At 40.7% G+C, this 26,903-nt stretch carries 21 protein-coding genes and 3 pseudogenes; 17 read left to right on the top strand and 7 right to left on the bottom strand.

The window, feature by feature from the left end:
* Genes FEE42_RS00550 through FEE42_RS00540 form a run of 3 tightly spaced genes read left to right on the top strand, consistent with a single transcriptional unit; the run spans position 1 to position 4,909 of the window.
* Entirely contained in the window at positions 1–891 is an 891-nt protein-coding gene (locus FEE42_RS00550) for an iron-siderophore ABC transporter substrate-binding protein (RefSeq protein WP_164027443.1), read from the top strand.
* A complete protein-coding gene (gene fhuB / locus FEE42_RS00545; RefSeq protein WP_164027442.1) occupies positions 885–2,858 on the top strand; it encodes a Fe(3+)-hydroxamate ABC transporter permease FhuB in 1,974 nt (657 codons plus the stop codon). The genes FEE42_RS00550 and fhuB overlap by 7 nt, the downstream gene beginning before the upstream one ends.
* A gap of 32 nt (positions 2,859–2,890) precedes the next feature.
* On the top strand, positions 2,891–4,909 hold the full coding sequence (locus FEE42_RS00540) for a TonB-dependent siderophore receptor (protein WP_164027441.1): 2,019 nt from the start codon (positions 2,891–2,893) through the stop codon (positions 4,907–4,909).
* 97 nt (positions 4,910–5,006) lie between these two features.
* Here FEE42_RS00540 and FEE42_RS00535 read toward each other — a convergent pair whose 3' ends face one another.
* Positions 5,007–6,065 (bottom strand): TIGR01620 family protein, encoded by a 1,059-nt coding sequence (locus FEE42_RS00535; protein ID WP_164027440.1) that lies wholly within the window; start codon positions 6,063–6,065, stop codon positions 5,007–5,009.
* Between the two features lie 72 nt (positions 6,066–6,137).
* Here FEE42_RS00535 and FEE42_RS00530 point away from each other — a divergent pair, with 72 nt between their 5' ends.
* The gene (locus FEE42_RS00530) at positions 6,138–7,019 is read left to right on the top strand and encodes a VirK/YbjX family protein (protein ID WP_059365334.1); all 882 of its coding nucleotides are present in this window, start codon (positions 6,138–6,140) and stop codon (positions 7,017–7,019) included.
* 2 nt (positions 7,020–7,021) lie between these two features.
* Here the strand turns inward: FEE42_RS00530 and FEE42_RS00525 are convergent, their stop codons facing one another.
* Positions 7,022–8,452: a YcjX family GTP-binding protein gene (locus FEE42_RS00525; protein WP_164027439.1), complete on the bottom strand. Its 1,431-nt coding sequence runs from the start codon at positions 8,450–8,452 to the stop codon at positions 7,022–7,024.
* Between the two features lie 69 nt (positions 8,453–8,521).
* On the opposite strand from FEE42_RS00525, the gene FEE42_RS00520 reads away from it, so the two are divergent.
* The 6 genes from FEE42_RS00520 (at position 8,522) to FEE42_RS00495 (ending at position 14,925) form a co-directional block, all read left to right on the top strand.
* Positions 8,522–10,219 carry an ABC transporter substrate-binding protein gene (locus FEE42_RS00520; RefSeq protein ID WP_164027438.1) on the top strand — a complete coding sequence of 566 codons (1,698 nt, stop codon included), beginning with the start codon at positions 8,522–8,524 and terminating at the stop codon, positions 10,217–10,219.
* Positions 10,219–11,184 carry an ABC transporter permease gene (locus FEE42_RS00515; protein ID WP_059365337.1) on the top strand — a complete coding sequence of 322 codons (966 nt, stop codon included), beginning with the start codon at positions 10,219–10,221 and terminating at the stop codon, positions 11,182–11,184. The genes FEE42_RS00520 and FEE42_RS00515 overlap by 1 nt, the downstream gene beginning before the upstream one ends.
* Positions 11,174–12,061: an ABC transporter permease subunit gene (locus tag FEE42_RS00510; RefSeq protein ID WP_164027437.1), complete on the top strand. Its 888-nt coding sequence runs from the start codon at positions 11,174–11,176 to the stop codon at positions 12,059–12,061. Before FEE42_RS00515 ends, FEE42_RS00510 begins: the two co-directional genes overlap by 11 nt.
* Positions 12,062–12,063: 2 nt before the next feature.
* Positions 12,064–13,116, top strand: a complete 1,053-nt coding sequence (locus FEE42_RS00505) for a peptide ABC transporter ATP-binding protein (RefSeq protein WP_059365339.1) — start codon at positions 12,064–12,066, stop codon at positions 13,114–13,116.
* A gap of 3 nt (positions 13,117–13,119) precedes the next feature.
* The gene (locus tag FEE42_RS00500; protein ID WP_164027436.1) at positions 13,120–13,929 is read left to right on the top strand and encodes a peptide ABC transporter ATP-binding protein; all 810 of its coding nucleotides are present in this window, start codon (positions 13,120–13,122) and stop codon (positions 13,927–13,929) included.
* 63 nt (positions 13,930–13,992) lie between these two features.
* Positions 13,993–14,925 (top strand): bile acid:sodium symporter family protein, encoded by a 933-nt coding sequence (locus FEE42_RS00495; RefSeq protein ID WP_059365341.1) that lies wholly within the window; start codon positions 13,993–13,995, stop codon positions 14,923–14,925.
* Between the two features lie 79 nt (positions 14,926–15,004).
* Here the strand turns inward: FEE42_RS00495 and sppA are convergent, their stop codons facing one another.
* Positions 15,005–16,861: a signal peptide peptidase SppA gene (gene sppA, locus FEE42_RS00490; protein WP_164028786.1), complete on the bottom strand. Its 1,857-nt coding sequence runs from the start codon at positions 16,859–16,861 to the stop codon at positions 15,005–15,007.
* A gap of 111 nt (positions 16,862–16,972) precedes the next feature.
* On the opposite strand from sppA, the gene FEE42_RS00485 reads away from it, so the two are divergent.
* The gene (locus tag FEE42_RS00485) at positions 16,973–17,527 is read left to right on the top strand and encodes an NAD(P)H nitroreductase (protein WP_164027435.1); all 555 of its coding nucleotides are present in this window, start codon (positions 16,973–16,975) and stop codon (positions 17,525–17,527) included.
* Between the two features lie 28 nt (positions 17,528–17,555).
* Here FEE42_RS00485 and metX read toward each other — a convergent pair whose 3' ends face one another.
* Positions 17,556–18,641, bottom strand: a complete 1,086-nt coding sequence (gene metX / locus FEE42_RS00480) for a homoserine O-acetyltransferase MetX (RefSeq protein ID WP_164027434.1) — start codon at positions 18,639–18,641, stop codon at positions 17,556–17,558.
* A gap of 158 nt (positions 18,642–18,799) precedes the next feature.
* On the opposite strand from metX, the gene FEE42_RS00475 reads away from it, so the two are divergent.
* The 6 genes and pseudogenes from FEE42_RS00475 to fbp all read left to right on the top strand — a co-directional run bounded on the left by FEE42_RS00475 (position 18,800) and on the right by fbp (position 25,286).
* Complete coding sequence (locus tag FEE42_RS00475; protein WP_059368788.1) at positions 18,800–19,501, top strand: SanA/YdcF family protein; 702 nt, start codon at positions 18,800–18,802, stop codon at positions 19,499–19,501.
* 112 nt (positions 19,502–19,613) lie between these two features.
* On the top strand, positions 19,614–20,966 hold the full coding sequence (lysC, locus tag FEE42_RS00470; RefSeq protein ID WP_135968892.1) for a lysine-sensitive aspartokinase 3: 1,353 nt from the start codon (positions 19,614–19,616) through the stop codon (positions 20,964–20,966).
* Between the two features lie 149 nt (positions 20,967–21,115).
* Entirely contained in the window at positions 21,116–21,910 is a 795-nt protein-coding gene (locus tag FEE42_RS00465) for a hypothetical protein (protein ID WP_135968891.1), read from the top strand.
* 186 nt (positions 21,911–22,096) lie between these two features.
* Positions 22,097–23,395, top strand: coding sequence for an adenylosuccinate synthase (gene purA, locus FEE42_RS00460; protein WP_059365346.1), 1,299 nt, complete (start codon positions 22,097–22,099; stop codon positions 23,393–23,395).
* A 68-nt stretch (positions 23,396–23,463) separates the two neighbouring features.
* Positions 23,464–24,060, top strand: a pseudogene (locus tag FEE42_RS00455) (DUF484 family protein); the annotation flags it as partial.
* 221 nt (positions 24,061–24,281) lie between these two features.
* On the top strand, positions 24,282–25,286 hold the full coding sequence (fbp, locus tag FEE42_RS00450) for a class 1 fructose-bisphosphatase (protein ID WP_059365348.1): 1,005 nt from the start codon (positions 24,282–24,284) through the stop codon (positions 25,284–25,286).
* A gap of 92 nt (positions 25,287–25,378) precedes the next feature.
* Here fbp and FEE42_RS00445 read toward each other — a convergent pair.
* The 3 genes and pseudogenes from FEE42_RS00445 to lptG form a co-directional block, all read right to left on the bottom strand.
* Positions 25,379–25,531 (bottom strand): annotated as a pseudogene (locus FEE42_RS00445) (LptF/LptG family permease); the annotation flags it as partial.
* 71 nt (positions 25,532–25,602) lie between these two features.
* Positions 25,603–25,755, bottom strand: a pseudogene (locus FEE42_RS00440) (LptF/LptG family permease); the annotation flags it as partial.
* A 71-nt stretch (positions 25,756–25,826) separates the two neighbouring features.
* Positions 25,827–26,903 (bottom strand): LPS export ABC transporter permease LptG, encoded by a 1,077-nt coding sequence (lptG, locus tag FEE42_RS00435; RefSeq protein ID WP_059365349.1) that lies wholly within the window; start codon positions 26,901–26,903, stop codon positions 25,827–25,829.

Here is a 26,903-nt window from a genome sequence, read left to right as displayed (position 1 = left end):
ATGCCAAACCTTATAAAAAAAATGCTCACAATTCTGACCGCACTTTTCAGTAGCCTACAAATCTCAGCCGGCGAATCTCAGGCTGGTTATGCTACAGTGGATTGGTCGGTGGCGGAAACCTTAATTGCGCTAGGCGAAGCACCACTTGCCGTGGGCGATGTGAAAAGCTATCAAACTTGGGTGATAGAACCAGCATTGCCTAAAAATACAGTTGATTTAGGTGTCCGTTTACAGCCTAATTTTGAACTGATTTCAACCTTGTCACATTCCTTAAATGCACAACCGCTTACTTTTATTCATAGCCATTTTTATGTGGCGTTGAATGAGAAATTATCCGCTTATGGAAAAGTCTACAACGTGGAGTTTTATAAAGAAGGAAATGCGTGGCATAACGTCGTGGCGGCGACCCAACAAATCGGCAAGATCATCGGTAAACCACAAGCCGTACAAACCTTACTTGAAAATTATCAGAAAAAAATTGCCGAATATCGACCGCACTTAATGCCTTTTACGGATCGCCCTGTGGCGTTGGTACAATTTATTGATACACGCCATTTGCGCATTTATGGTGAAAACAGCCTGCTCGGTGCGGTGATTCGGCAACTTGGCTTTCAAAATGCCTATTCTCATAACGTGAATTATTGGGGCTTTCAAAATATCGAGATTACCGAGTTGGCAAAATTGTCAAAAAATACACGATTTGTGGTGATTAAACCCTATCCGAATAATATTGCCTCGGCACTCACGCATAATACCTTATGGCAGCATTTACCGATGGCGAAAGAACCCTTGATTTTACCTGCCGTTTGGACATTCGGTGCCTTACCTTCCGCAGAACGTTTTATCACTGTGTTTGCAAATGGCTTATTACAGGGCGGTGAAACATGGTAAATCGTGCTTTGGCTTTCATTTTTGTGTTAAGTGGCATTTTCATTGTGCTTACCGGTTTCTTGTTGAATGTGCAACTTCCTATTGGGCATCCTATTTTTGCGCTTTTTTATTTCACCGATAATCTTGATTTATTGTTAATCCAAAGCTATACCTTTCCACGCATTGCCATTGCTCTACTAGCCGGAGGAAGCCTCGCCTTCGCCAGTCTATTATTACAACAAGTCATGGGGAATCAGCTCGCCTCCGACAGCACGCTGGGCATTAACAGCGGTGCTCAATTCAGCCTATTTTTAGTCGCTATTTTTGCACCGACGTTATTGGAATACGGTTCAAGCATTATTGCCCTCGCCGGAGCGGCATTCAGTCTGCTATTGGTGATAATCCTTGCGGCACGCAAAACGATGTCTCCGTTATTATTGATTTTAGCCGGGGTTGTGGTGAACCTCTATTTTGGTTCTTTCAGTAGTATGATGATGCTGTTCTACCCTGAAGAATCACGCGGTTTGACACAATGGGGTGCCGGCTCATTAGTCCAGGAAAGTTGGCACGACAGCCAATTATTGTTTGTGCAAAGTGCGGTGAGTTTTGCCTTAATTTTTACCTTACGCCGCCCGTTCACGATGCTTGCCTTAAATGATAATAACGCCAAAAGCCTTGGCGTTCCGGTAGGAAAACTCCGTTTTATCGGCGTGGTGGTGAGCGCTTATTTGATCGCTTCCGTCGTCAGCGCAGTAGGCATGCTCGGTTTTGTGGGATTAGCCGCTGCCACTATCGTACGCCAACTGGGCGTTCGCACCTTAACGTGGCAATTAATCTCTGCTTTTATCGTCGGCGCATTGCTATTGGCGATCACCGATTTAGTCTTGCAAATCATCAATTTTTACGCTCAAATCAGCCTGCCGACCGGCGCAGTCACGGCTTTACTTGGCACACCGTTATTACTTTGGTTGATGTTTCGCGCGCTCCCACATAGCGGACGTTTGACAGACGCAGCCCCACAAAAACCCCGCCAATATCGACCGCACTTTACCCTGTTGATGATTGCCTTATTTGCGGTCAGTTTGCTTATTGCGCTTTGTCTTGGTAAAGACGCATTCCATTCACAATGGAAATTCCTCGTTCCCGATAATGCCTTTGATTTGGAGATTCTCGCTTTACGTTATCCACGCATATTGATTGCGATCTGTGCCGGAATTTTGCTTTCCCTGTCCGGTGTATTATTACAACGTTTAACCTTAAACCCGATGGCAAGCCCTGAATTACTCGGTGTATCGTCAGGCGCAAGCATGGGCATTCTCGCCCTACTCTTTATTTTTTCCGCCCAAGCAACGGTTTGGTTTTGGCTTGCCGGTATCAGCGGTGCCTTTATTGCATTAATGATTCTAGCCGCCATTAATCAACGCAATGGAATGCTGCCGGAAAAAGTGTTACTGACAGGGATCAGCCTTTCCGCACTGTTCGACACGCTTCAACGTCTTGCCGTTGCCACCGGTGATCCGCGTGCGAATCAATTAATCAGCTGGACTTCGGGTTCGACACAAAATACCGATCCGAATCTTGCCATACCGTTTATTTTATTGACATTGGTATTATTGGCGATGAGTTTGATTTTTAGCCGTTGGCTGGATTTATTATCACTTCAAACTTCAATGGCACAAGCCCTTGGTTTGAACATCAAACGCACTCGATGGATACTGATTATTTTTAGTGCCTTTTTAACTGCACTTGCCACCCTAATGATCGGCCCGTTGAGCTTTATCGGTTTGCTCGTCCCACACTTAACCCATTTTTTAGGCGTGCACAAAGCGCGCACGCAACTGCTACTTTCCGCCGTACTCGGCAGCACCATTATGCTCATTGCCGACTGGATCGGGCGACAACTTTTATTTCCTTACGAAATTCCTGCGGGGTTGGTCGCAACCTTAGTGGGCGGCACTTATTTCTTACTGATGATGCGAAAAGTTTAACGTAATTTATTCACCTTCATAGAGGACTCAACATGAAGAAAACCTTTGTTTACAGCGCACTGACAAGTGCGGTCATTTTTGCCATGAATTCTGCCTATGCCGAAGAGCAAAAAGTGGAAGAATTGGATGAAATCAACGTAGTCGGTTCAATTGCCAAAACCGGTAAAGTTGACTATATGACACCGCGTTCTATTGCCGTGCTCAATGATGAAACATTAAAAGACTGGGCATTAACTCAACTTGATGCAAGCCTTCGCTATGAAACCGGGGCATTATCACAAGTTTACGGCGCAGATCTGGATACGAATGATTGGATCAAAATGCGGGGAATGGATACCCGTTTAACGGTTGACGGTTCTGCCGTTTATAACACAGGTTACAGCCATTGGACACCGAATATGTACGGTATTGAAACAGTGGAAGTGGTAAAAGGGGCGGATTCTTTAACCTACGGTTCGGCACAAAGTGGCGGCTTGATCAATTTAATCACTAAACGCCCGACTACGGAACCTAAAGGCGAGGTCAATTTCAAGCTAGGTAATCGTCACGAACGTGGCATTAGCGCAGATATCAGCAATAAAGCGACGGAAAATGTACGCTATCGCCTTGTGGCCGACTACAACAAAAAACAAGGTGAACTACGCGGCACTTGGTTAGAAAACTATTATTTTGCGCCAAGTCTGACTTGGGATATTTCTAACCGCACTTCCCTCACCTTATTAGCAAGCGTACAAAAAGACGTGGGCGTGCCGACGACAGGATTTTTCCCAATGCAGGGAACGCTTTACACTAATTTGGGGAAAATTGATCGCCGTACCAACTTAGGTGATCCCACAACGGATACCTTAAATCGTAAACAATATTCACTGGGCTACGAATTTAGTCATAAGTTTGATGAGGGCTTAACCTTCTCACAAAATTACAAATTCAATATACAGGATGTGAAACAACAATCCGCTTTCTCAAACGGCGTAACGGTTTTTCCAATCATCGGGCAAGGAGCAGTATTTAACGAGGTGATCACACGTAGCCACTCTATTGATAACCGTCTCACGAAAAACTGGACGTTCGATAATGTAGAAAACAGTTTGACCTTAGGCATTGATTATCAATATTTAACGGCAAAAGGAAGCTACAACAGCTACTATATGCCATATTCCGTGCCGGCAAGCTATACGCCACGTTACACACTCAACAGTCTTGCGCCCGTTTATAATGGCATTCAAGTGCCAAATAACGCCCGCCCAAACTACGATGTCACTCAGCGACAATTAGGCTTCTACTTACAGGATCAAGTTAAAATCGGTAACTGGCATTTATCCGGCGGCATCCGTAATGACCGGGCTAAGGGTGAAGAAGGGGAAAAGCGTTACAAAATTAACCATACCTTATATTCCGGCGGGTTAATGTATGTAGCGGATAGCGGGCTTGCGCCTTATTTTAGTTATTCCGAATCTTTTGTACCGGAAACCGCACAATATAAACCGACTGAAAGCAGACAATATGAAATCGGTATAAAATATTTACCAAGTTTTATTGATGGAACGTTCTCCGTTGCATACTTTGATTTGAAACAGGATAACGCTTTCACACCAAGTGCGACAGGTAATGCTTTCCAAACCAAGGAATTAAGAAGTAACGGTGTGGAAGTTGCGGCAAATTTTAACATTGCAGAAAACACCGCAATGACATTAGGTTATACATTTAATCGCGTAAAAGATATTCGAGAAACCGGCGATGTTATCCGTCCGGCATTAATTCCCCGTCATACTGCCTCAGCGCAAGTCACCCATCAATTTGTTGATAATTTAATTGGCGGTGCGGCAATTCGTTATATCGGCACCTCATCAAACGGCACAGCGGATAATATTAAAGCACCGGCAAAAACCTTAGCTGATTTAATGTTGAAATATCGCATTAACCACAATTGGGCGCTACAAGTAAACGTATCCAACCTCACCGATAAAAAATATGTTGCAAGTTGTTTTTATAGCACTTGCTACTACGGTGAAGGACGCCGATTCAGTGCGAATTTAACTTATAACTGGTAGGTTAAATCCTGTTAACAATGTGAAAATCCCAATTACGCTCAAGCATAATTGGGATTTTTTACAAGTAAAACGCTTTTTAATTAACCTTTATTTTTTATCAAAGGAATTCCTTTTCTTTCACTTTTTTATTTAATACCACCTCTTTTATTGTGGTTAAAAGCTCTTTTTGAATATGAGACAACTTAGGCTTTTCATTAGCTTGAAAGGCGAGCGGACGACAAAACTCCATTGCTTTCACCCCTAAACGGGCGGTGAGCAACCCGACTCCAATCCCCTGTGCCGCACGGGCGGAAAGTTTTGCCGTAATATCTTGCGAAAGCCAATCCATACCGACCTCTCGCACCACCTCGGTTACGCCGGCAAATGCGATATTGATTAACACCATACGTAATAAACGAATACGGGCAAAATAACCAAGTTCAATACCATAAATATCTGCAATGCGGTTGATTAATCGAAGATTTCGCCAAGCGACAAAAAACATATCTACTAAAGACAGTGGGCTGATCGCCACGACTACGGCAGATTCCGCCGCCATTTTACTAATCAATTTTTTCGCTTTGAGATCGAAAGGTTTCAGCACATTTTGGCTGAATAATTGCGCCACCTCTTGCGCAGAATAAGCGTCATTCAATTGGCTTTGCCATTGAACAATAGCTGGCGATTGCTCATCTAATTGCAAACCTTTTGCCATTTCTAAGCAAAGTTTTTGACCTTGTTCACCATCAGCGGCAAAAACATCCGCATTTTTGACCGCACTTTTCTGCCAAAGTAACCGACTTTGTTGTTGTAATTTTTCACGTTTTTTCAAATAGACTAAACGCCGCCATTCGCCCACGATCGCTTTCACGCCAAACAACACAACAACTAAACTGACAAGGGAAAATGCGAAATAAATCCATTGTTGATTTTGAAAACTTGTCAAAACCCACTGTACCGATTGCGCCACGGTTGCGCCCCCAAATAAAAGTGCGGTCAATTTTAACGCCGTTTTCCAACCTTTTGATCGAGGTTTCATTGCCTGATTAAATTGTTCGTCCAGCAATTCCCCTTTTAAAGGTTCGTCCAAAATGGTTTCTACATTGGTAAATTCTTGCTTTGGCTGAAAGCGTTCTACCGTCAGTTCATCATATTGGTTGAAAATTTGTTTTTCCATTATAAAATAAGCCCTATTTTTTCCGTTCCATCGTCACATAAGTGTGACTTTTTAACTAATATCGTGTTCAAAATGGCAATACCAACTAAGATTTCCTTTCCAACTTATGTTCAAATGTATCCTTATTCAAAAGATCGCCCGTTAACAAAACAGTTGCGCGAGAAATGCCGTTATTATGCCTACAGTTTTATTTATAAAAAACAATGCCGTCAACTTATTGAGTTTTTAAATAACACCCCTCAATGGCAGGCGCTTTTTACCCAAGATTATTATCGCTTTAATCCACTTTTAACTACCTATTGTGACAAACGTTTTTCTGCTGCACAGCGATTCGAGGCAATCACTCAAAATCTCAATATTGCAGAAGAAAAATTAGGTTTGCCGTTTTGCAAACGTTTACTGCAAGAGCAGGTTATTTTATTAAGCCAATTAAGTGATGATCTTTTCCTAAATTTAAGTCTAAATTTTATCGACCCTTTTGAGGGCTACTTTGCCATCAATATCCGTAATCAAAATCACGAACGAATTTATGATGCGTCATTCACGTTTTTAGCGCCAAATAAATTGTTGATTAGCTCCATACAAGGTCCTAGCCACGGAAACACCCAAGAATTAATCAAACAAGCAACCAAAGATTTACACGGCATTCGCCCAATGTTTATGTTAATGCACGTATTCCGTGAGTTAGCAAAACATTGGCAATGTGATTTGATCGGTATTCCACATAAATTTCAAGGGAAATACCGCCTATCCGCACGAAGTAAAATCTTATTTAACTATGATGAATTTTGGCAAGAAAACCAAGGAATCTATCAAGATCTTTATTGGCAACTTCCCCTTGATGTGGAACGCAAACCGCTAGAAGAAATCGCCAGTAAAAAACGTTCAATGTATCGCAAACGTTATGACATGCTGGATAGTCTCACAAGCGAGATTGCAAGCCGTTTCAGCTAAACTTAATCAAACCGATCGCCCAATAAAAACTGCAACACGGCATCCATCCGCAAATGGAGGAGCGGCTCACCTTGTTCAAGGGGTTGCGGATCAAAACTGTCAAACTCAAAATGCGCCGCATTTTCCGTAAAGTGCGGTTGTTTTTGCCAAAATTCTTGGTTCGGTAATTTGCTCGGCACACTGCCGGGATAAAGGGTTATTAACCGCTTATCTTTAGCACGAACACCTTGAATCGCTCTAATTTGTTTACCGTTTTGATTGACAATGACTTGTTTCGTTGCACGAATTGCGGCAATTGCTGTGTATTCCGTTTCGATGCCTTCAAATTCCACATGGCGACCGCCTTCTTGGACTAACTGTCGCATCAGGCTCACTAAATTCGGTATTTGATCACTCGTGATATGATCCGCTTTCGTAGCAATAAACATTAATTTATCAATACGTGGGGAAAACAAACGGTTCAAAAAATTCCGTTTACCATAATGAAAATTTTTAAATAACTGATTTAGCCCCCTCTGCATATCTAAAAATGCTTGGCGGCTATGATTCAACGGCGTTAAACAATCCGCCAAAATGACTTGGCGATCAAAGGTTGAAAAATAATTTTCGTAAAATCCTTTCACAATGCTATTGCGATAATAATCATAACGTTTATTCAATACAGCAAAATAGCTGTTTGGTTTTGCCTCTTTTTTAAGGTTTTTCCATTGCGCCTGTGTAAGGTGAAGTAACGGGAAAAACTGCAAGACCGGCGCCCCTTCCAATTCTCCCGGTAAAACAAATCTGCCCGGCTGAATAAACTGCATACCCTGTGCTTTACATTGATGAAGATACGCCGTATAAGCCTTTGCAAGTTTTGCTAAAACCTCTTCATTAACAACCGCAGTTAAGTCTAATTTTTTTACATCTTCCAGCCAAGATTGAGTAAGCTCGGCACGTATTCCTTGATGAATTTGCGCCTGCTCTAATGACCATTGTTCAAAATCCAAATCCAGCAAAGGTAAATCCAACAGCCACTCCCCCGGATAATCAAAGATATCCAAATAGAGTGTGCCACGCTCTTTCAGGTGGCGAAGTAAGCCTGATTGACGCTGAAAACGAATGGCTAAACGTGTTTCACTCACGCCTCTGGTAGATTGACACCATTGGGGCGGTGTTCGATAAAGATCGGCTAAATTGGCTTCGTAATCAAAACGGGGGACGTTTAAATTTTGTTGCGGCACACGCTTTACCGCAATAATTGCGCCGTTGGCAGCCTCAAATAAAGGTAAGGTGTTGTGTGAAACTTGATTAACGGACAAAAGTTGATTGATCAGACTCGTGATAAATGTGGTTTTGCCACTCCGACTCAACCCTGTTACCGCAAGGCGTAAAGTGCGGTCAAATCCGCGATTAATTATTTGGTTGAGTTCTTTTGAAAAGATGTTAAACATTCAATAGCCTAGCCATTTTTACTAATATATCTTACAATTTGCGCCATAATTTACCATAACGCACTTATTATGTTACGCCGAAATCTGACATTTTTCTGTCTTCTGCTAAATATGGGCTTGTTTGCGCAAGTTCAAGCGGCACCGCGTGTACCGGAAAGTTTAACGGAAAACGGGTTGATTTATTGTACCAATGTATCGGGTTTCTCTTTTAATCCGCAAACAGCGGACGCCGGCACCAGTATGAATGTGGTAACGGAACAAATTTATAATAAGCTGTTTGAAATAAAAAATCACAGTGCAACGGTTAGCCCTTCTTTAGCGGTATCTTATTCCGTTTCAGCCGATGGCAAAGAGATTCTAATCAATCTCCGCAAAGGCGTAAAATTTCACCACACCCCATGGTTTACACCAACCCGTGATTTTAATGCGGAAGATGTGGTATTTTCCATTAACCGCGTACTCGGACATGACACCTATTTGCCGATTTTAGATCAAGATAATTTTGAATATGATAAAAATCCACAATACCGCGTATTTCATGAACAGGCAAAAAAAGCACGCTTTCCCTATTTTGACAGCATAAAATTAAACCAAAAAATAAAATCTATTACTGCGGTCAATCCTTACCAAGTAAAAATTGAATTATTTGAGCAGGATTCCTCGATTTTGTCTCATCTAGCCAGCCAATATGCGATTATTTTCTCGCAAGAATATGCCTATCAATTAAACGCGGACAATAACCTTGCACAATTGGATACCCACCCTGTCGGTACCGGGCCTTATCAGGTGCAAAACTATGTCTATAATCAATATGTCAGACTATTACGCAACGATAGCTATTGGAACAAAGATGCTAAAATCAAACACATTCTGGTTGATTTATCTACCGAGCGAACCACTCGGCTGATCAAGTTTTTCAATAATGAATGCCAAATTGCGGCTTATCCGGAAGTCAGCCAATTAGGCTTACTACACAATAATGACGAACGCTATTACTTACAATCGACAGATGGGATGAATCTTTCCTATCTCGCGTTTAATTTTAATAAACCGCTTATGCAAAACAAGCAAATTCGCCAAGCGATTTCTCAAAGTATTAACCGCGCACGTATCATACGCAATATCTATCACAACACGGCTACTGTCGCGAATAATATTATTCCGAATGTATCTTGGGCATCCAGTGTCAATACGCCAGAATTTGAGTTTGATTACGCCCCCAAACCGGCGAAAAATATCCTATCGGGTAAAAATCTTCAGCTGAATATGTGGGTATTAAATGAAGAACAGATGTATAATCCGTCTCCCCTAAAAATGGCGGAACTCATTAAATGGGACTTGGCTCAAGCCGGTGTGAAGGTAAAAGTGCGGTCGGTTACGCGAGTGTTTTTGCTCGATCAACTTGCTAAAAAAACAGAGGATTACGATATGATTCTCACCGGTTGGCTTGCCGGAAATTTAGACCCCGATGGTTTTATGCGCCCAATTTTAAGCTGTGACACCAAAGATGACATCACGAATTTATCCAATTGGTGCAATCCCAAATTTAACCAACTGATGGACAATGCCCTTTCCAGTACACGATTACAAGAACGTGCGAAGAATTATAATCTTGCACAAGAGCTGATATTAAAAGAGTTACCGATTGTGCCTATTGCCAGTGCAAAACGTTTTCTAGTGGCAAACGGTAAGGTAAGAGGTGTGCAAATGAGCCCTTTCGGCAGTATGCATTTTTCGACACTCTATTTTGCAAAGGATAAAAAATAATGTTGTGGTCAGTGCTACGTCATCTCCTTTGGGTTTGTTTATTATTATTTATTTTAACCTTACTTAGTTTTGCGATTTTAATGCGTGATCCGCTTAATTCGGCCCTTGTCACAAAGAGTATTTATAGTGCTTATTTTCACTATCTTGGCTCTTTATTACAGGGGGATTTCGGTATTACTTATAATGGAGGGCAATCTTTAAAATCCTTGATTTTTACCGTATTGCCGCCCACCTTGCAGCTTTGCTTCACCGCACTGCTACTTGCTTTAATTTTAAGTATTCCTCTTGGCATTCTAAGTGCGGTTAATAGTCAGGGTATTTTTTCAAAGAGCCTGCAAACGCTCTCTTATGTGGGGCTATCTATCCCTGTTTTCTGGCTTGCGCCGATTTTACTTTATGCAGCGGCGGTTTACGGCTGGGAAATTTCCGCCACGGGACAATATAATTTACTTTATGAAATTAAACCGATTAGCGGCTTTCCGGTGATTGATGTATGGTTTGTAGATAAGCCTTATCGCATCAAAATTGTGCAAAGCGTATTACAACATTTAGCGTTGCCGACACTGATTTTATGTATTTTGCCCACGATGGAAATTATCCGTATTATTCAACAGCGCGCAGAATATATCTTGCAACAAAATTACACCAAAGCCGCGCTAACCCGTGGTTGGTCAAAATGGAAAATTTTACAAAAATATGTTTTTAGAAATACTTTTCCCTTATTGGTACCGCAGATTACCCGTGTATTCACATTGGTTATCACACAATGTATGTTGGTGGAAAGCGTGCTCGGTTGGCCGGGCATAGGGCGTTGGCTCATTGATGCGGTTAGCAATCAAGACTACAACAGTATTTCAGCCGGGGTAATTGTATTGGGAATTTGTATTATCACCCTTGATACGTTGGCAAAAACCCTGATGTTTATCCTCGATCCGTTTAATAAGAAAGGTTGGTATGCAAGATAAAGAACCTGATGAATTTCGTGAAAGCACATCAATTTATCAAATTTGGTTACAGTTTCGTAAAAACCGTATCGCCTTATTCAGCTTTTACTTATTTTTTCTATTAATTTTGACCGCACTTTTCTCCCCTTTTATCGCCCCCTATAGCGATAGTATGGAGTTTGTCGGACAAGAGTTAATGCCGCCCTCTTGGGTAGAAAAAGGGCAAATCGCCTTTTTCTTCGGTACCGATGATCTTGCCCGCGATGTATTAAGCCGAGTTATTATGGGAACGCATTATACGCTTGGTTCTTCACTCATTGTTGTTTTTCTTGTGGCGGTTATCGGAGGTGCATTAGGCATTTTAGCCGGCATGTCAGGAGGCATTAAAGCGCGTTTTCTCGGACATATTTTTGATGCTTTTCTATCGCTCCCTATTTTGTTAATTGCTATCATTATTTCTACTTTTATGGAACCCAGTTTAATGAATGCAATGGTATCGACCATATTGGCGGTGCTGCCTTATTTCATTCACACTATTTACCAAGCAATTCAACAAGAATTAAAAAAAGAATACGTGGTGATACTAAAACTTGATGGCATTTCCAACATTGAATTATTGCGCAGCACGATTTTGCCGAATATTACCGTCACTTACATTCAAGAGATTTCACGTGCTTTTGTCATTGCGATTTTAGACATTACCGCTTTGAGCTTTATTTCCCTTGGCGCGCAACGCCCAATGCCTGAATGGGGGGCAATGATAAAAGATTCGCTGGAACTGCTTCATCTTGCACCTTGGACGGTATTACTACCCGGGTTTGCAATTATTATCACTATTTTATTAAGCATTTTGTTTACCAACGGCTTATGTAAAGCCATTAACCAATATTATCAATAATTATGGTACTCCTGGATATTCGTAATCTAAACATTGAAATTAAAACGCCAACCGGCAAAATTAAAATCGTTGACGGTGTGAATTTAACCCTCAACGCAGGAGAAATTTTAGGGTTAGTGGGAGAATCCGGTTCAGGCAAAAGTTTGATTGCCAAAGTCATTGCAAACTCAATAAAAGAAGATTGGATTATCACGGCAGATCGCTTTCGTTTCAATGATGTAGAACTGTTAAAATTATCACCGGCGCAGCGTAGAAAACTCATTGGAAAAGAAGTTTCTATGGTTTTTCAAGATCCGCTTACCTGTTTAGATCCCAGCAAAAAAATTGGAAAACAGCTCATTCAGAGCATTCCAAACTGGACATATCGTGGAAAATGGTGGAATTGGTTCGGTTGGAAAAAACGCCGCGCCATTGAATTATTACACCGTGTCGGAATAAAAGACCATCAAGGAATTATGGCAAGTTATCCGAACGATCTCACGGAGGGTGAAGGACAAAAGGTGATGATCGCTATTGCCGTGGCAAATCAACCCCGTTTATTAATCGCGGATGAACCGACCAATACGTTAGAATCGATCACAGCCAATCAAGTTTTCCGTTTGCTTTCCAGTATGAATCAAAATCAGGGAACAAGTATTCTTCTAGCAAACAATGACATTCGTAGCATTAGCGATCTTTGCCACACAATGTCTGTGCTGTACTGCGGTCAAAATGCCGAATCGGCACCGACTCAAACATTGTTGGAATCGCCGCATCATCCTTATACGCAAGCATTAATTCATTTTGTACCGGATTTTACCGAACCTCTTGGTTTTAAAACAAAATTAGGCACATTAGAAGGCACCGTACCGCTTTTAGAACAAATGCCGATGGGCTGCCGTTTCGGGCCTCGTTGTCCGTTTTCACAAAAAGAATGTATGCAAAAACCCACCCGTCATCGTATTAAACAACATGAGTTTTCCTGCCACTTTCCAATTAATCTTAGGGAAAAACGTTTAAAGGAAACCTTAGCCAATTCACCGCTAACGTTATCCACTGAGCCAAGTAAGGAATAATTTATGCCATTATTGGAAGTAATTGAATTGTCTAAAACCTTTAATGACCCTGCCCATTGGTTTGGTTCAAGAGTGTTTAATGCCGTAGAAAAAGTGAGTTTTAATCTTGAACCGAAACAGACTCTCGCTATTATCGGTAAAAACGGTTCGGGAAAATCTACCTTAGTCAAAATGATTGCCGGCATGCTCAAACCAACTTCAGGTGAAATAAAGTTTAACGGAACAACTCTTAACGTTGAGGATTCACACTATCGAACCCAACATATTCGTATGGTATTCCAAGACGTGAATTCTGCGTTTAATCCTCGCCAAAATATCGGACAAGCTTTAGACACCCAGCTTCGCTTAACAACCGATTGGGATGAAGAAACCCGTAATCAAAAAATTTTTGAAACCCTCCAAATGGTCGGGCTTTATCCCGATTATACGAATTTAAAAATTAAAAATCTCTCTGCCAGTCAAAAGCAACGGGTCGCACTGGCCCGAGCATTTATTTTAGAGCCGGAAATTATTATTGTCGATGATACTTTCAGTACCCTTGATGCATCCGTTCGCGCCCAATTAATGAATCTTTCTCTCGATCTTCAAGCCCGCCTCGGCGTTGCTTATATTTATGTGGGGCAAGATTTAGGGCTGATTAAACACATTGCAGATAATGTATTAGTCATGGATGAAGGAAAAATGGTTGAATACGGTAAACCTAAAGATCTATTTTGTCGGCCCCAAACGACTATAACGGAACGTTTGGTAGAAAGTCACTTTGGTCGATTACTTAATGAAAGCTCATGGATTCGTCCGACGATGGATAATTGATTTGAAAGAAAAACATCTTTAGAATCAATCACTCTTTTAGTTACATTACAATAAGGAAAATCCATGCAAACATTGCTGAAATTAACTCAATTTGTCAGCAAAACTTTTGCTTTATGGGCAATTGTTTTCGCTGTTCTTGCTTTCTTATTCCCTACCGAATTTAAAATTTTTGCACCCTACATTCCCTACTTACTCGGTTTAGTCATGTTTGGTATGGGAATTACTCTCACGTTCAATGATTTTAGTGAGGTCGCTAAACATCCCAAGGCGGTATTTATTGGAGTGGCAGGGCAATTTATTATTATGCCTGCGATCGCATTCTTACTTGCCAAAGCCTTTAATCTGCCTTCGGATTTAGCGGTGGGAGTCATTTTGGTCGGCTCTTGTCCGGGCGGGACATCCTCTAATGTGATGACTTATCTTGCAAAAGGTAACACCGCGCTTTCCGTGGCTTGTACAACAATTTCAACACTGCTTTCGCCATTGCTTACCTCAGCAATTTTCTATGTATTGGCAAGCCAGTGGTTAGATATTAACGCCTCCGCAATGTTTATGTCGGTATTAAAAATGGTGCTTTTCCCAATTTTCTTAGGTTTAGTCATTCGTGCCTTATTTAAAGATGTTATTGTGCAGGCAAGCAAAATTACCCCGCTTATTTCCGTTGTTTCAATCGTTTTAATTCTGGCGGCTGTCGTTGCGGTAAGTAAGGATAAAATTGTTGAATCCGGTTTATTAATTTTCAGTGTTGTGGTTCTACACAACTGCTTAGGCTATTTAATCGGTTTCTTCGCAGCAAGACTATTCAAGCTCAATACTGCTGACAGTAAAGCGATTGCTATTGAAGTAGGCATGCAAAATTCTGGTTTAGGGGCGGCACTCGCAGCGGCACACTTTAATCCGATTGCTGCCGTACCCAGTGCATTATTCAGTTTCTGGCACAATGTATCCGGTCCGATACTTGCGAATATTTTCTCAAATATGAAAAATCAAAAATAAACTCTAAATTGACCGCACTTTATAAAAAAGCAGGGAATTCCCTGCTTTTTCTTTAAAAATAACATTGCGTCAAATTCGATTATTTTACTCCGCCGCAATTCAAACAATACAAATATTGTCCTTTAGGATCATTAAACTTATTCAGTTGATTTAAATGCTGTTTGAGTTGTTGAATCGGTTTTAGTAAATCAAGCCAAGTCAGCATAAATTGCTGGGCGTTATATTTAAGATCCCGAAACAATTTACCGAGCATACTGCTATCTTCTTCTGTCATCCATTCCACCGTAAAATCTTCAATCACGGTTTCACGATGAAAATTGATCAATTCGCCTGCTTTTTCTACCGCACGATCAAAATCCCCCAATTCATCCACAAGATTATGTTTAAAAGCATCCGTACCCAACCATACTTGCCCCTGAGCAATTTTATCCACGGCAGTTTTTGATATTTGACGGCCACGACTCACTAAATCTAAGAATTTATCATAGCCGTGTTCAATTTCTAATTGGTAAATATCTTGCGTATTTTTTGAAAGCGGGCTGAAAACAGAGCTTTCCGCCAGTTCAGTTGTGGCGACGCCATCACTATTCACACCGATTTTTTTAATTGCATTTTCAAAGGTCGGTAACATCCCAAAAATACCGATAGAACCGGTAATGGTATTTTTGTCCGCAATAATGTAATCGGAGGTGGCGGAAATCCAATAACCGCCCGAGGCAGCCATTGATCCCATAGACACCACCACTGGTTTACCGACTTTCTGTAAATTATTCACTTCTTGGCGAATTAATTCCGAAGCAAAAGCACTGCCTCCCGGTGAATTCACACGCAAAACGACCGCTTTTACCCGCTCATCATCGTAGGCTTTACGTAACAAGCGCACCACATTGTCGCCTCCGACCTCTTCTTCCGTGCTTTCGCCATCAATAATCGCCCCTTCAACGTTTACCACCGCAATTTTATTTTCATCTCTTGATGAAGCCATTCGATCCTCAAAACCGGATAAATAATTTGAAAAACCAATCATATTTACCTTGCCTTCTCTATTTTTACCGAAAAGTGCGGTCAATTTTTTATCCAATTCCAGATTGTCGGCAATATCCGTTACCAATTTTCGCTGTTTTGTATAAGCCGTACTATCGCCTTTCAATGTCTTTAATTCTGCCAAATATTGTTTGGCACTCGGTAACAACGTTTCCGCAGAAATATGACGGTTTCCACTCACAATTTGCACATAGTTATTCCACATGCCATTTAGCCATTGATTCATATTTTGTTTGGCTTCCGGCGACATATCATTGCGCAAAAAAGGCTCGACAGCGGATTTATAAGTTCCCACTCGGAAAATATGCGGTGTCACGGCAAGCTTATCCAATAAATCTTTATAATAGAGATTTTCTTGCGCCAATCCTCGAATAGAGACCTGACCAATTGAGTTTAAATAAATCTGATCGGCAAAACTTGCTAAGAAATATTGCCCTTGAGAATAATTGTTAGCCAACGCAATAACCGGTTTTTCTGATGTTTTAAAATCTTGAATGGCTTTACCGATATAATTCATGGCTGGCAAATCGCCGCCTGAAAAATAATTGAGATCCAATACTAATCCTCGAATATTCTCATCTTCTTTTGCTAAATTAATGGCATATACCACATCGAAGGTTGAAATTTTAGTCGGGATACGCTCCCCGCTATTTAGTTCTCGCAATATTTGCTGCCAGCCAAAAGCATCATCACGATTGTCGGCTAAGTAACCGTCTAAATTTAGCAATAATGCTCCTTTATCCGTATTTAAATTCACTGCGTTTTTTTTAGTATTTGCAGTGATACTGAAAATTGTCACCAACAGAAAAATGAAAATTAAAAAGAAAAAATTCATCACTAAATCACGAATAAAATTTAGCGCATGCCAACAAAATTTGATCACTCGGAAAATTGGGTTCATAAAGGTTTTAACAGGTTGAAAAAATTGCGCTTAGCGTAACATAAACTCAGGCTAAAAACTATGCTATAATCCGCCGTACTTTTATTTACTTTGTGAAATCAAATGGATACATTAACCCTATTAACAACACGACGCTCAAATAAAAAACTTACCTCCCCTGCACCAAGCAAAGCCCAACTTGAGCAAATTTTTCAGGCGGCACTTCACACGCCGGATCATGGCAAATTGCAGCCTTATCACTTTGTTGTTATAGAAAATGAAGGATTGGATAAATTAGAACATTTACTCAAGGAAGCCGCGGTAGAACTCAACCTTGGCGAAGAGCGCTTAAAAAAAGCCGAAAAACTTGCTCATCGCGCGCCGATGGTCATTGCGGTTATCGCTAAAATTAATCCTGATGTGGAAAAAGTACCCACTTGGGAACAGATACTTACCGCCGGCTGTGCCGCTTACGGCATTCAACTTGCCGCCAATGCGCAAGGTTTTGATAATGTTTGGATTACGGGAAAATGGATCAATGGAAGTGCGTTACGGCACGCCCTTGGCTGTCGCAAACAAGACAAAATTGTAGCGTTATTGATGCTTGGTACGGCGGCGGAAAAACTTGAACGTGAATCACGTGGCGGGAATGTTGAAGAATTTGTAAGCTACCTATAGAAAAGTGCGGTAGAAATTACCGCACTTTTTAATTTTTACCTGCCAAGCCTTCACTAATCCACTTATCAAATCCATCGTAATCAACCAAAAAGGCATCATGCCCATAAACCGATGGAAATTCGTAAAAATTCAAGGAAACATTACTTTGTTCTAAAAGCTGCTTGGTTTTATGTAAATCAATGGATTTAAACAGTTGATCGGTTGTTACCGAAATCAGCGTATAGCGTGCTTTGATACGTGAAAGCGCTGCTTTAACATCAGAATAGCCCAAGCTCGGATCATACATATCCAAGGCGCGAAGCAAATGCAAATAGCTGTTGGCATCAAAGCGTTCAAGGAATTTTTTACCTTGGTAAGTCAGATAAGATTCTACTTGGAAATAATCTCCCCAAAAATCTCCTTCCGATTTAGTCGCCCGTCCAAACGCTTTAGCAAGCTGTAAATCCGTACGATAAGTCAGCATTCCTAACATACGGGCAATGGATAAACCTTGATCGGGCGGTGCGCCATCATAATAATCTCCGCCATTAAAATTGGGATCATTAATCACAGCCTGACGCATAACATGATTAAATCCTATGGCTTCCGCACTGAAAAAAAGTGATGAACAAAGGTTAACGATATTATCAACAAAATCCGGATATTCAATGCCCCATTGGGTTGCTTGCATTCCGCCGAAAGATCCGCCAATCACCGCTTTCAGGTGTGTTACGCCTAAATGATCTAGTAGTACTTTTTGCACATGCACAATGTCCTGTACTGTAATATTCGGAAATTGGCTACCATAAGGCTTGCCCGTTTTAGGATTAACGGAAGCCGGCCCTGTCGTGCCTTTGCAGCCGCCCAATACATTCGAGCAAATAAAAAAATAACGGGAAGTATCTAGCGCAAGACCATCGCCCATAAAATTCTGCCACCAGCCGTTTTTTTCTTTATCCGAAAAATAAGGCTGCGCATCCCCGGTTAGCGCATGGCAAATTAGCACGATGTTATTTTTATCCGCATTCAATGTCCCATAAGTTTGATAAGCCACGTTAATCAGCGAAATTTCACCGCCCAACATAAGTTGTAGCGGATTATCTTGAAAAAGCACCACATTTTGGACAGACGACATTGAAAACCTACTGCGTGAAATTAAAGATGTTTCCAATTATCAACAGCTTATTATCTTTGTCAAGAAATTTTAGCCGTCTAAACGGCTAAACCAACATAGTGAGCGGTGAACACAAAATTCAGCTTGAACTTACCTCAAGTTTTCATTATTTTAGTTACATGATTGATTCAAAATTATCTCTCAAAATGACCGCACTTTCCCTTTGGCATCGTTTTCATTTAAAAAAAATGATTCGCCGGATGTACTGCGTGAGCCTATCTTTTCTTTTAGCTTGTCTGATAATCGATCAATCTATCAGTTTCTATGTTCGTGACAGCGTATTTGAAAAAGTGGATAAATTGCCCTACCGCCCTTACGGAGTCGTACTCGGCACATCAAAATATGTTGCTACCGGCAAAACCAACGATTACTACACCAATCGTCTTACTGCGGCAAAAACACTTCTCGAAAATCAAAAAGTGAGTTATCTTCTGCTCAGTGGTGATAATCGGACATTACAATATAATGAGCCGCGCACAATGTTGAGGGATTTACGAAAAATGAATGTGCCGAGAGATCGTCTTTTCCTGGATTTTGCCGGTTTCCGTACATTAGATTCTGTGGTGCGTGCCAATAAAGTTTTCCAAGTCCCTTCTTATATTATTATCAGCCAAAAATTTCATTGTGAGCGAGCCCTGTTTATCGCCAAATATTATGATATTGATGCGATTTGTTTCGCCGCCAAACAGCCCGATGTCTATTTCGGTACACGTATTCGAGAAACCTTTGCCCGCCTGAAAGCAATCTTTGATTTGGCAATTGGTATTCAACCTTATTTTCTAGGCAAACCGGAGCCTCTCCCACTTCCTGATAATGAATGAAAAATCTAACCGGCTTTTTATGAAATCCATTTGACAATGTTTGACTAAATCGTTATTTCTATGCTTTTGCAAACACTATACTTAGAACATTCATTTAACAGGAGAATATTTTATGTCTCATTTATCTGTCGCTAAATTCGGCGGTACTTCCGTTGCCAACTACGCAGCAATGACAGCCTGTGCAAAAATTATTATTAATGATCCAAACACGCGCATTGTTGTCCTTTCAGCCTCTGCCGGCGTCACAAATCTTTTGGTGGAACTTGCCAATGGTGTGGAAGCGGAAAAACGCAGAAGATTAGTTGGGGAAGTACGTCAAATTCAAGAAAATATTTTAAACGAACTGAAAGACGATTCTCTTGTTCGACCAATCATTGAAAAATATATTGAGAATATTGAATATCTTTCCGAAGCCGCAAGCCTTGCTACCTCAACCGCCTTGACAGACGAATTAATCAGCCACGGCGAAATGATGTCAACACAAATTTTTATTGAAATTTTGCGTGAACAAAATAAAAGTGCGAGTTGGATAGATATGCGTAGTATTGTGGCAACCAATAATCATTTTGGCAAAGCCGTACCGGATGACGAAAAAACCCAACGCAATAGCGACAATATTTTAAAACCATTGATTGACCGTGGTGAATTAATCATTACTCAAGGTTTTATCGGCCGTGAACCGGGCGGGAAAACAACAACATTGGGGCGTGGCGGCAGCGACTACTCCGCTGCACTCTTAGCCGAGGTATTAAATGCAAAAGATGTATTAATTTGGACTGATGTTGCCGGCATTTACACCACGGATCCCCGTATTGTACCAACAGCACAACGCATTGATACAATGAGTTTTGCAGAGGCTGCGGAAATGGCAACCTTCGGCGCCAAAGTACTTCATCCGGCAACATTATTGCCTGCCGTTCGCAGCAATATTCCCGTATATGTGGGTTCAAGCAAAGCACCACAAGACGGAGGAACTTGGGTAACCCGCGATCCGCAGCCCAGACCGACTTTCCGTGCGATTGCATTGCGCAGAGATCAAACGTTATTGACCCTTTCCAGCCTGAGTATGCTACACGCCCAAGGTTTCTTGGCAAACGTATTCAGTATCTTGGCAAAACACAAAATTTCCGTAGATACCATTACCACATCGGAAATAAGCATTGCTTTAACACTTGATAAAACAGGCTCAAGCTCATCCGGTACAACATTGATTTCAGGCGAATTGTTGGAAGAGCTAAGCCAATATTGTACGGTAAAAGTCGATACCGGTTTATCCCTTGTCGCACTTATCGGAAACGAACTCCATATTGCGTCAGGTATCGCAAAACGTATTTTTGAAACGCTGGAATCTTACAATGTTCGTATGATCAGCTACGGTGCCAGTACTAATAATATTTGTATGTTAGTACAGAGTAAACACGCCGATGAGGTGGTTCGCTCGTTACATAAATCGTTGTTTGAATAATACCCGTTACCTGAATGAAGTCACTTTTGAACCAATCAAAATGTGACTTCAATATTGTTACCCTTTTGTTCTTACTAAGCTGTAAATAATGCAGAAAGGAGGGGAACATTAAAATAAAATCTCAATAAAAAACGAATAGGAAAAATAGTATGTCATATTTAAAGACACTAAAAACACTCGTCATTTCAACCGCACTTTGTGGTGTAATCGGCTATGCATCAGGCTATTGGCTAAACGCAAAATGGAAAACAGAAGTGGAAATCACTCATCCTACCCTATCCGAACTGGGCAATTATTATTCCCTCCACTCTATGTACCAACTCATGCAAGGGAAAGATACAACGGATAGTAAAGTTACCGAATTAGTTTATCAAAATTTTACCAAACAGTTGGTTTCTTATGACAACCTAAAACACTTTTGGGAAAACTCAAGCTATTACAAGCAAAAAATCAGTAAAAACACGACAGACAATGCCCGACTATTAAATGATTTAATCAATAATACCCACTTCCAGCCGCTCAGTTATAACACCGGGAAAATTACCATTACATTAAGTGAAGCAGGGGAATCACAAGCATTGCTTTCCTCACTTCTTGATAATAGTAATACCATTACAAGAAAAATGATGTATGCCGACCTCATTCTCCAATGGAAAAATTTATTTACTCAAGTAAAAACCGCAGCAGAACTCAATTTGGGCAATATTCCTTACGGTAATAGCGTGGAACGTCAAGATTGGCAGGGAAAACTCAATATGATGAAATCCGTTAATCCGCTTGACGAGAATTTTACCGCATTTCATTTCACTAAAAGTCCACAGCAGATGGAAATAAGAAGACCAAACAGTTGGGGATACCTAGGTGCCGGAATCGGTCTATTGCTCGGGTTATTCGTTATTTTATTTCGCCGTGAACGAAAAGCCATTAATTCACCGGTAAATTGAAGGCGTATCAAAACTAGAAAGTCACAGCAGAATAGTTTAATATAGCGGGTCGTGATTCGTTCTAAATTAATATTCATCCCTCAATTAAAGTATAGAATTTAATTTTTAGGGTAATAAAAAAGAATAAAAAAACATCCGGCTATTCATTTCATTTGATCAATCAACCAAATTTAAAAGGTGGAAATTATGGGAAAAAGTGTCGTTATCTTGGGCGCTCAATGGGGTGACGAAGGTAAAGGTAAAATCGTTGACTTGTTAACTGATCGCGTAAAATATGTTGTGCGCTATCAAGGCGGTCATAACGCAGGACATACGCTTATTATTAATGGTGAAAAAACCGTATTGCGTTTGATCCCATCCGGTATTTTACGCCAAAATGTAACCTGTCTTATCGGCAATGGCGTGGTGCTTTCACCTGCGGCATTAATGCAAGAAATGGGCGAGCTTGAAAACCGTGGTATCAATGTTCGTGAGCGTTTATTGATTTCCGAGGCTTGTCCCTTGATTCTCCCTTATCACGTTGCCATGGATCATGCCCGTGAAGCAGCACTAGGCAAAAAAGCAATCGGTACGACCGGTCGCGGTATCGGGCCGGCTTATGAAGATAAAGTCGCCCGTCGCGGATTGCGAGTAAGCGATTTATTTGACAAAAAAGCCTTTGCTGAAAAACTTAAAAATATTCTTGAATACTATAATTTCCAATTAGTAAACTACTACAAAGTTGAGCCGATCGATTATCAAAAAACCTTAGATGATGTCATGGCAGTAGCTGATATTATCACCGGTATGGTGGCAGATGTTACCACAATTTTGGATACTGCACGCAAAAACGGCGACAATATCCTATTTGAAGGTGCGCAAGGCACTATGTTAGACATCGATCACGGTACTTACCCGTTTGTAACCAGTTCAAACACCACGGCAGGTGGCGTTGCAACCGGTTCCGGCTTTGGTCCTCGTAATCTTGATTATGTATTGGGTATTATTAAAGCCTACTGTACCCGCGTAGGTGGAGGTCCATTCACTACCGAATTATTCGATGATGTAGGCGCTGAGATTGCACGTAAAGGGAATGAATTTGGTGCGGTAACCGGTCGTCCGCGTCGTTGCGGTTGGTTTGACGCCGTAGCCATTCGTCGGGCGGTTCAGCTCAACTCTATTTCCGGTTTTTGTATGACGAAATTGGATGTATTGGACGGCTTTGATGAAATTAAAATCTGTGTGGCGTATAAAATGCCAAATGGTGAAATTGTAGAATACGCACCACTTTCAGCAAAAGATTGGGAAGGTATTGAGCCTATTTATGAAACCTTACCGGGTTGGAAAGAAAATACTTTCCGTATTACAGATGTAAATAAATTACCGCAAAATTGCCTTAACTATATCAAACGTATTGAAGAAGTCACCGGAGTTCCGGTAGATATTCTATCAACAGGCCCTGATCGCGTAGAAACAATGATTTTACGTGATCCCTTTGTAGAATAATTTTCTTCTTATTTTTTGACCGCACTTAAAAGTGCGGTCTTTTTTTCTTCTGTTTTGAATCACATATTATGAACGAACAAGATATTATTCATTACCTTGAAAGCCATCCTGATTTCTTTACCCGACATTCTTCACTCTTAAGAAAACTGACTTTTCATCATTCACAAAAAGGGACGATTTCACTCATTAATGCCCAATTAAACCAACAGCGTCAACAAATTACCGCACTCACCTCACAACTTGAAAAATTGCACCGACTGGCTATTCATGACGCCGATATTTTCTTCGCCTTAATGCCACTCCAAAAGAAATTGTTTCAAGCGCAAGATTTTCGTTCTATCGAAAAAAAATTAGATCAATGGGCAAAATCTTATGAATTGGAGGGCGCTAAAATTCTTCTATTTACCGATAGTTGGAAAAAAACGGAAAGTATCCCCTCGCATAATTGGGTTGATCGTAAAGCCTTTGAAATTATTCGTTTGGAACGTTTAGGATTACGCCAATTTTATTTGGGTGAATTAAGCGGTAAAGAGAAATCTTTAATATTTTTACCGGAAGAATTGCCCATCGGTTCTGTGGCTTGCTGCCTGTTTGGTCTAAAAGATACTCACAAACCCAGCGCAATGTTACTCTTTCGCTCACGTGATACGCAACGTTTTCATAACTGACAAGATATTACTTTTCTCAAACATTTAGTGGATATTGTAGACATTTATTTAGCAAGACATCTCAATCAATAACCAGTGGCTTAGCCTCTCCTACCACTAGGTTGTCCTACTTTGAAAATATAAAATTTTGTGATCCAGATCTCATTATTGAAAATTGTCTTTTTATGAAAATTTTAAATGACATATAATTTCCGCAAGCGTTGTTAGAAGGAAAAATTATGAAAACATTAAGTGAATTTATTGTAGAGCGTCAAGCGGAATACCCTAATGCAAAAGGAGAACTAAGTGGGATTTTGTCGTCCATCCGTTTATTAGCTAAGATCATTCATCGTGATATCAATAAAGCGGGGCTCACCAGTATTTTAGGTCAATCCGGCATTGAAAATGTGCAGGGTGAAAGTCAAATGAAGCTCGATCTCTTTGCTCATAATACGATGAAAGCCGCCCTTATGGCACGTGAAGAAGTCGCGGGCTTTGCCTCCGAAGAAGAAGAAAGTTTTATTGCCTTTGATACGGAACGCGGACGTAATGCGAAATATGTGATTTTAACCGATCCCCTTGACGGCTCTTCTAATATTGATGTTAATGTGTCCGTCGGAACAATTTTCTCTATTTATCGTCGTATTTCCCCTATCGGTACACCGGTAACGATGGAAGATTTCCTTCAGCCCGGCAATAGACAAGTTGCGGCAGGCTATATTGTATATGGGTCATCTACCATGTTGGTTTACACCACAGGAAATGGTGTGAATGGTTTCACCTATGATCCCTCTATCGGCACGTTCTGTTTATCCCATGAAAATATGAAAATGCCAAAAGACGGGCGTATTTATTCCATCAACGAAGGGCAATACCTCAAATTCCCACAAGGCGTGAAAAAATATATTAAATATTGCCAAGAAGAAGATAAAGCGACACAACGTCCTTATGCTTCACGCTATATCGGTTCTCTTGTTGCCGATTTTCACCGCAATTTATTAAAAGGCGGAATTTATATTTATCCTAGCGCAACTAACTATCCAAAAGGGAAACTACGCTTACTTTATGAGGGCAATCCTATGGCATTTTTAGCAGAACAAGCCGGGGGATTAGCCACAGACGGTTATCGTCGAATTTTAGATATTGAACCGAAAGAATTACACGAGCGCATACCGTTATTTGTCGGCTCGGAACAAATGGTGAAAAAAGCAGAAGAAATGATGCTTGCCTTTAAAGAGGACTAACCAACCAAAACAAAAGTGCGGTCAATTTCATAAGAGTTTTAAAACTCATTTGAAATTGACCGCACTTTTTTATGCTATCTACTTTGCTAAAATTAATCCCGTTTTCGACTTAATAGCCACCAGATAACCGCAATAAATAACAAACTTGGGATTAATGCGCCAAACACTGCCGGCATATTATAAACAACGCTCATTTGCCCAAAAATCTCATTGACCACATAAAACAAGAAACCAAAACAAATTCCCTTCAAGTAAGTTTTAAAATTCATTTGAAATTAACCACACTACACTTTTTATGCTATCTACCTTGCTAAAATTAATCCCGTTTTCGACTTAATAGCCACCAGATAATCGCAATAAATAACAAACTTGGGATTAATGCGCCAAACACTGCCGGCATATTATAAACAACGCTCATTTGCCCAAAAATCTCATTGACCACATAAAACAAGAAACCAAAACAAATTCCCTTCAAGTAAGTTTTAAAATTCATTTGAAATTAACCACACTACACTTTTTATGCTATCTACCTTGCTAAAATTAATCCCGTTTTCGACTTAATAGCCACCAGATAATCGCAATAAATAACAAACTTGGGATTAATGCGCCAAACACTGCCGGCATATTATAAACAACGCTCATTTGCCCAAAAATCTCATTGACCACATAAAACAAGAAACCAAAACAAATTCCCGTCACAATTCTTGCGCCTGCCGTCACGCTACGCAAAGAGCCAAAAATAAAGGATAAGGCAAGCATCATCATCACACCGACAGAAATCGGCTGAAAAACTTTACGCCAAAAAGTTAATTCAAAGCGCCGCGCGTCTTGCCCGGTTTCTTTTAAAAAGTGGATATATTCATATAATCCGCTGATAGACAACGAGGTCGGACGCAATGACACAGCCCCCAATTTATCCGGGGTTAAATTGGTTTCCCAAGATTCGGTTAAACGATTTGTCGTGACAATACTTTCTTTTTGGATCGTCGAATCGTTTACTTGATGCAGTTTCCACTTGTTTTCTTCCAAAGAATAGGTCGCCTGATTGGCGTGTTTTAACTGCGTTAAATGTCGCTTATCATCAAAGGTGTAAATATAAACATCGTTTAATTTAACATTATCCGTTACGCTACGCACAAAAACAAAACGCTGACCGTCTTTCGCCCATACGCCGTTTTTTATTGAAAGCATTGAACCGCCTGAAATCGCTCGGGCGCGCATATCACGGGCAAACTGTTCTGTTTGCGGAATGCCCCATTCACCAATCACCATCGTTAAAATCACTAATGGTAAGGCAGTTTTCATCACCGCCAATCCAATTCTAAAACGTGAGAAACCTGCTGATTGCATCACCACTAGTTCACTACGACTAGCCAAGTTACCAAGAGCAATCAACGCCCCCAATAATACCGCCATAGGGAAAAATGTTTCCACATCCTTTGGTATAGTTAAAAAAGTAAAACTAACCGCTTGCAATACATCATAAGTTCCCTTACCGACACTACGGAACTGCTCCACGAATTTGATGATGGCAGACAAGCCCACAAGCATGAGCAACGTTGCAAAAATAGCCCCTAAAATGCTTTTACCAATATAACGGTCTAAGGTATTCATCAT

Origin of the sequence: Rodentibacter caecimuris, from assembly GCF_010587025.1 — a bacterium.
Taxonomy (GTDB): Bacteria; Pseudomonadota; Gammaproteobacteria; order Enterobacterales; family Pasteurellaceae; genus Rodentibacter; species Rodentibacter caecimuris.
This window is presented reverse-complemented; position numbering and strand designations above follow the sequence as displayed.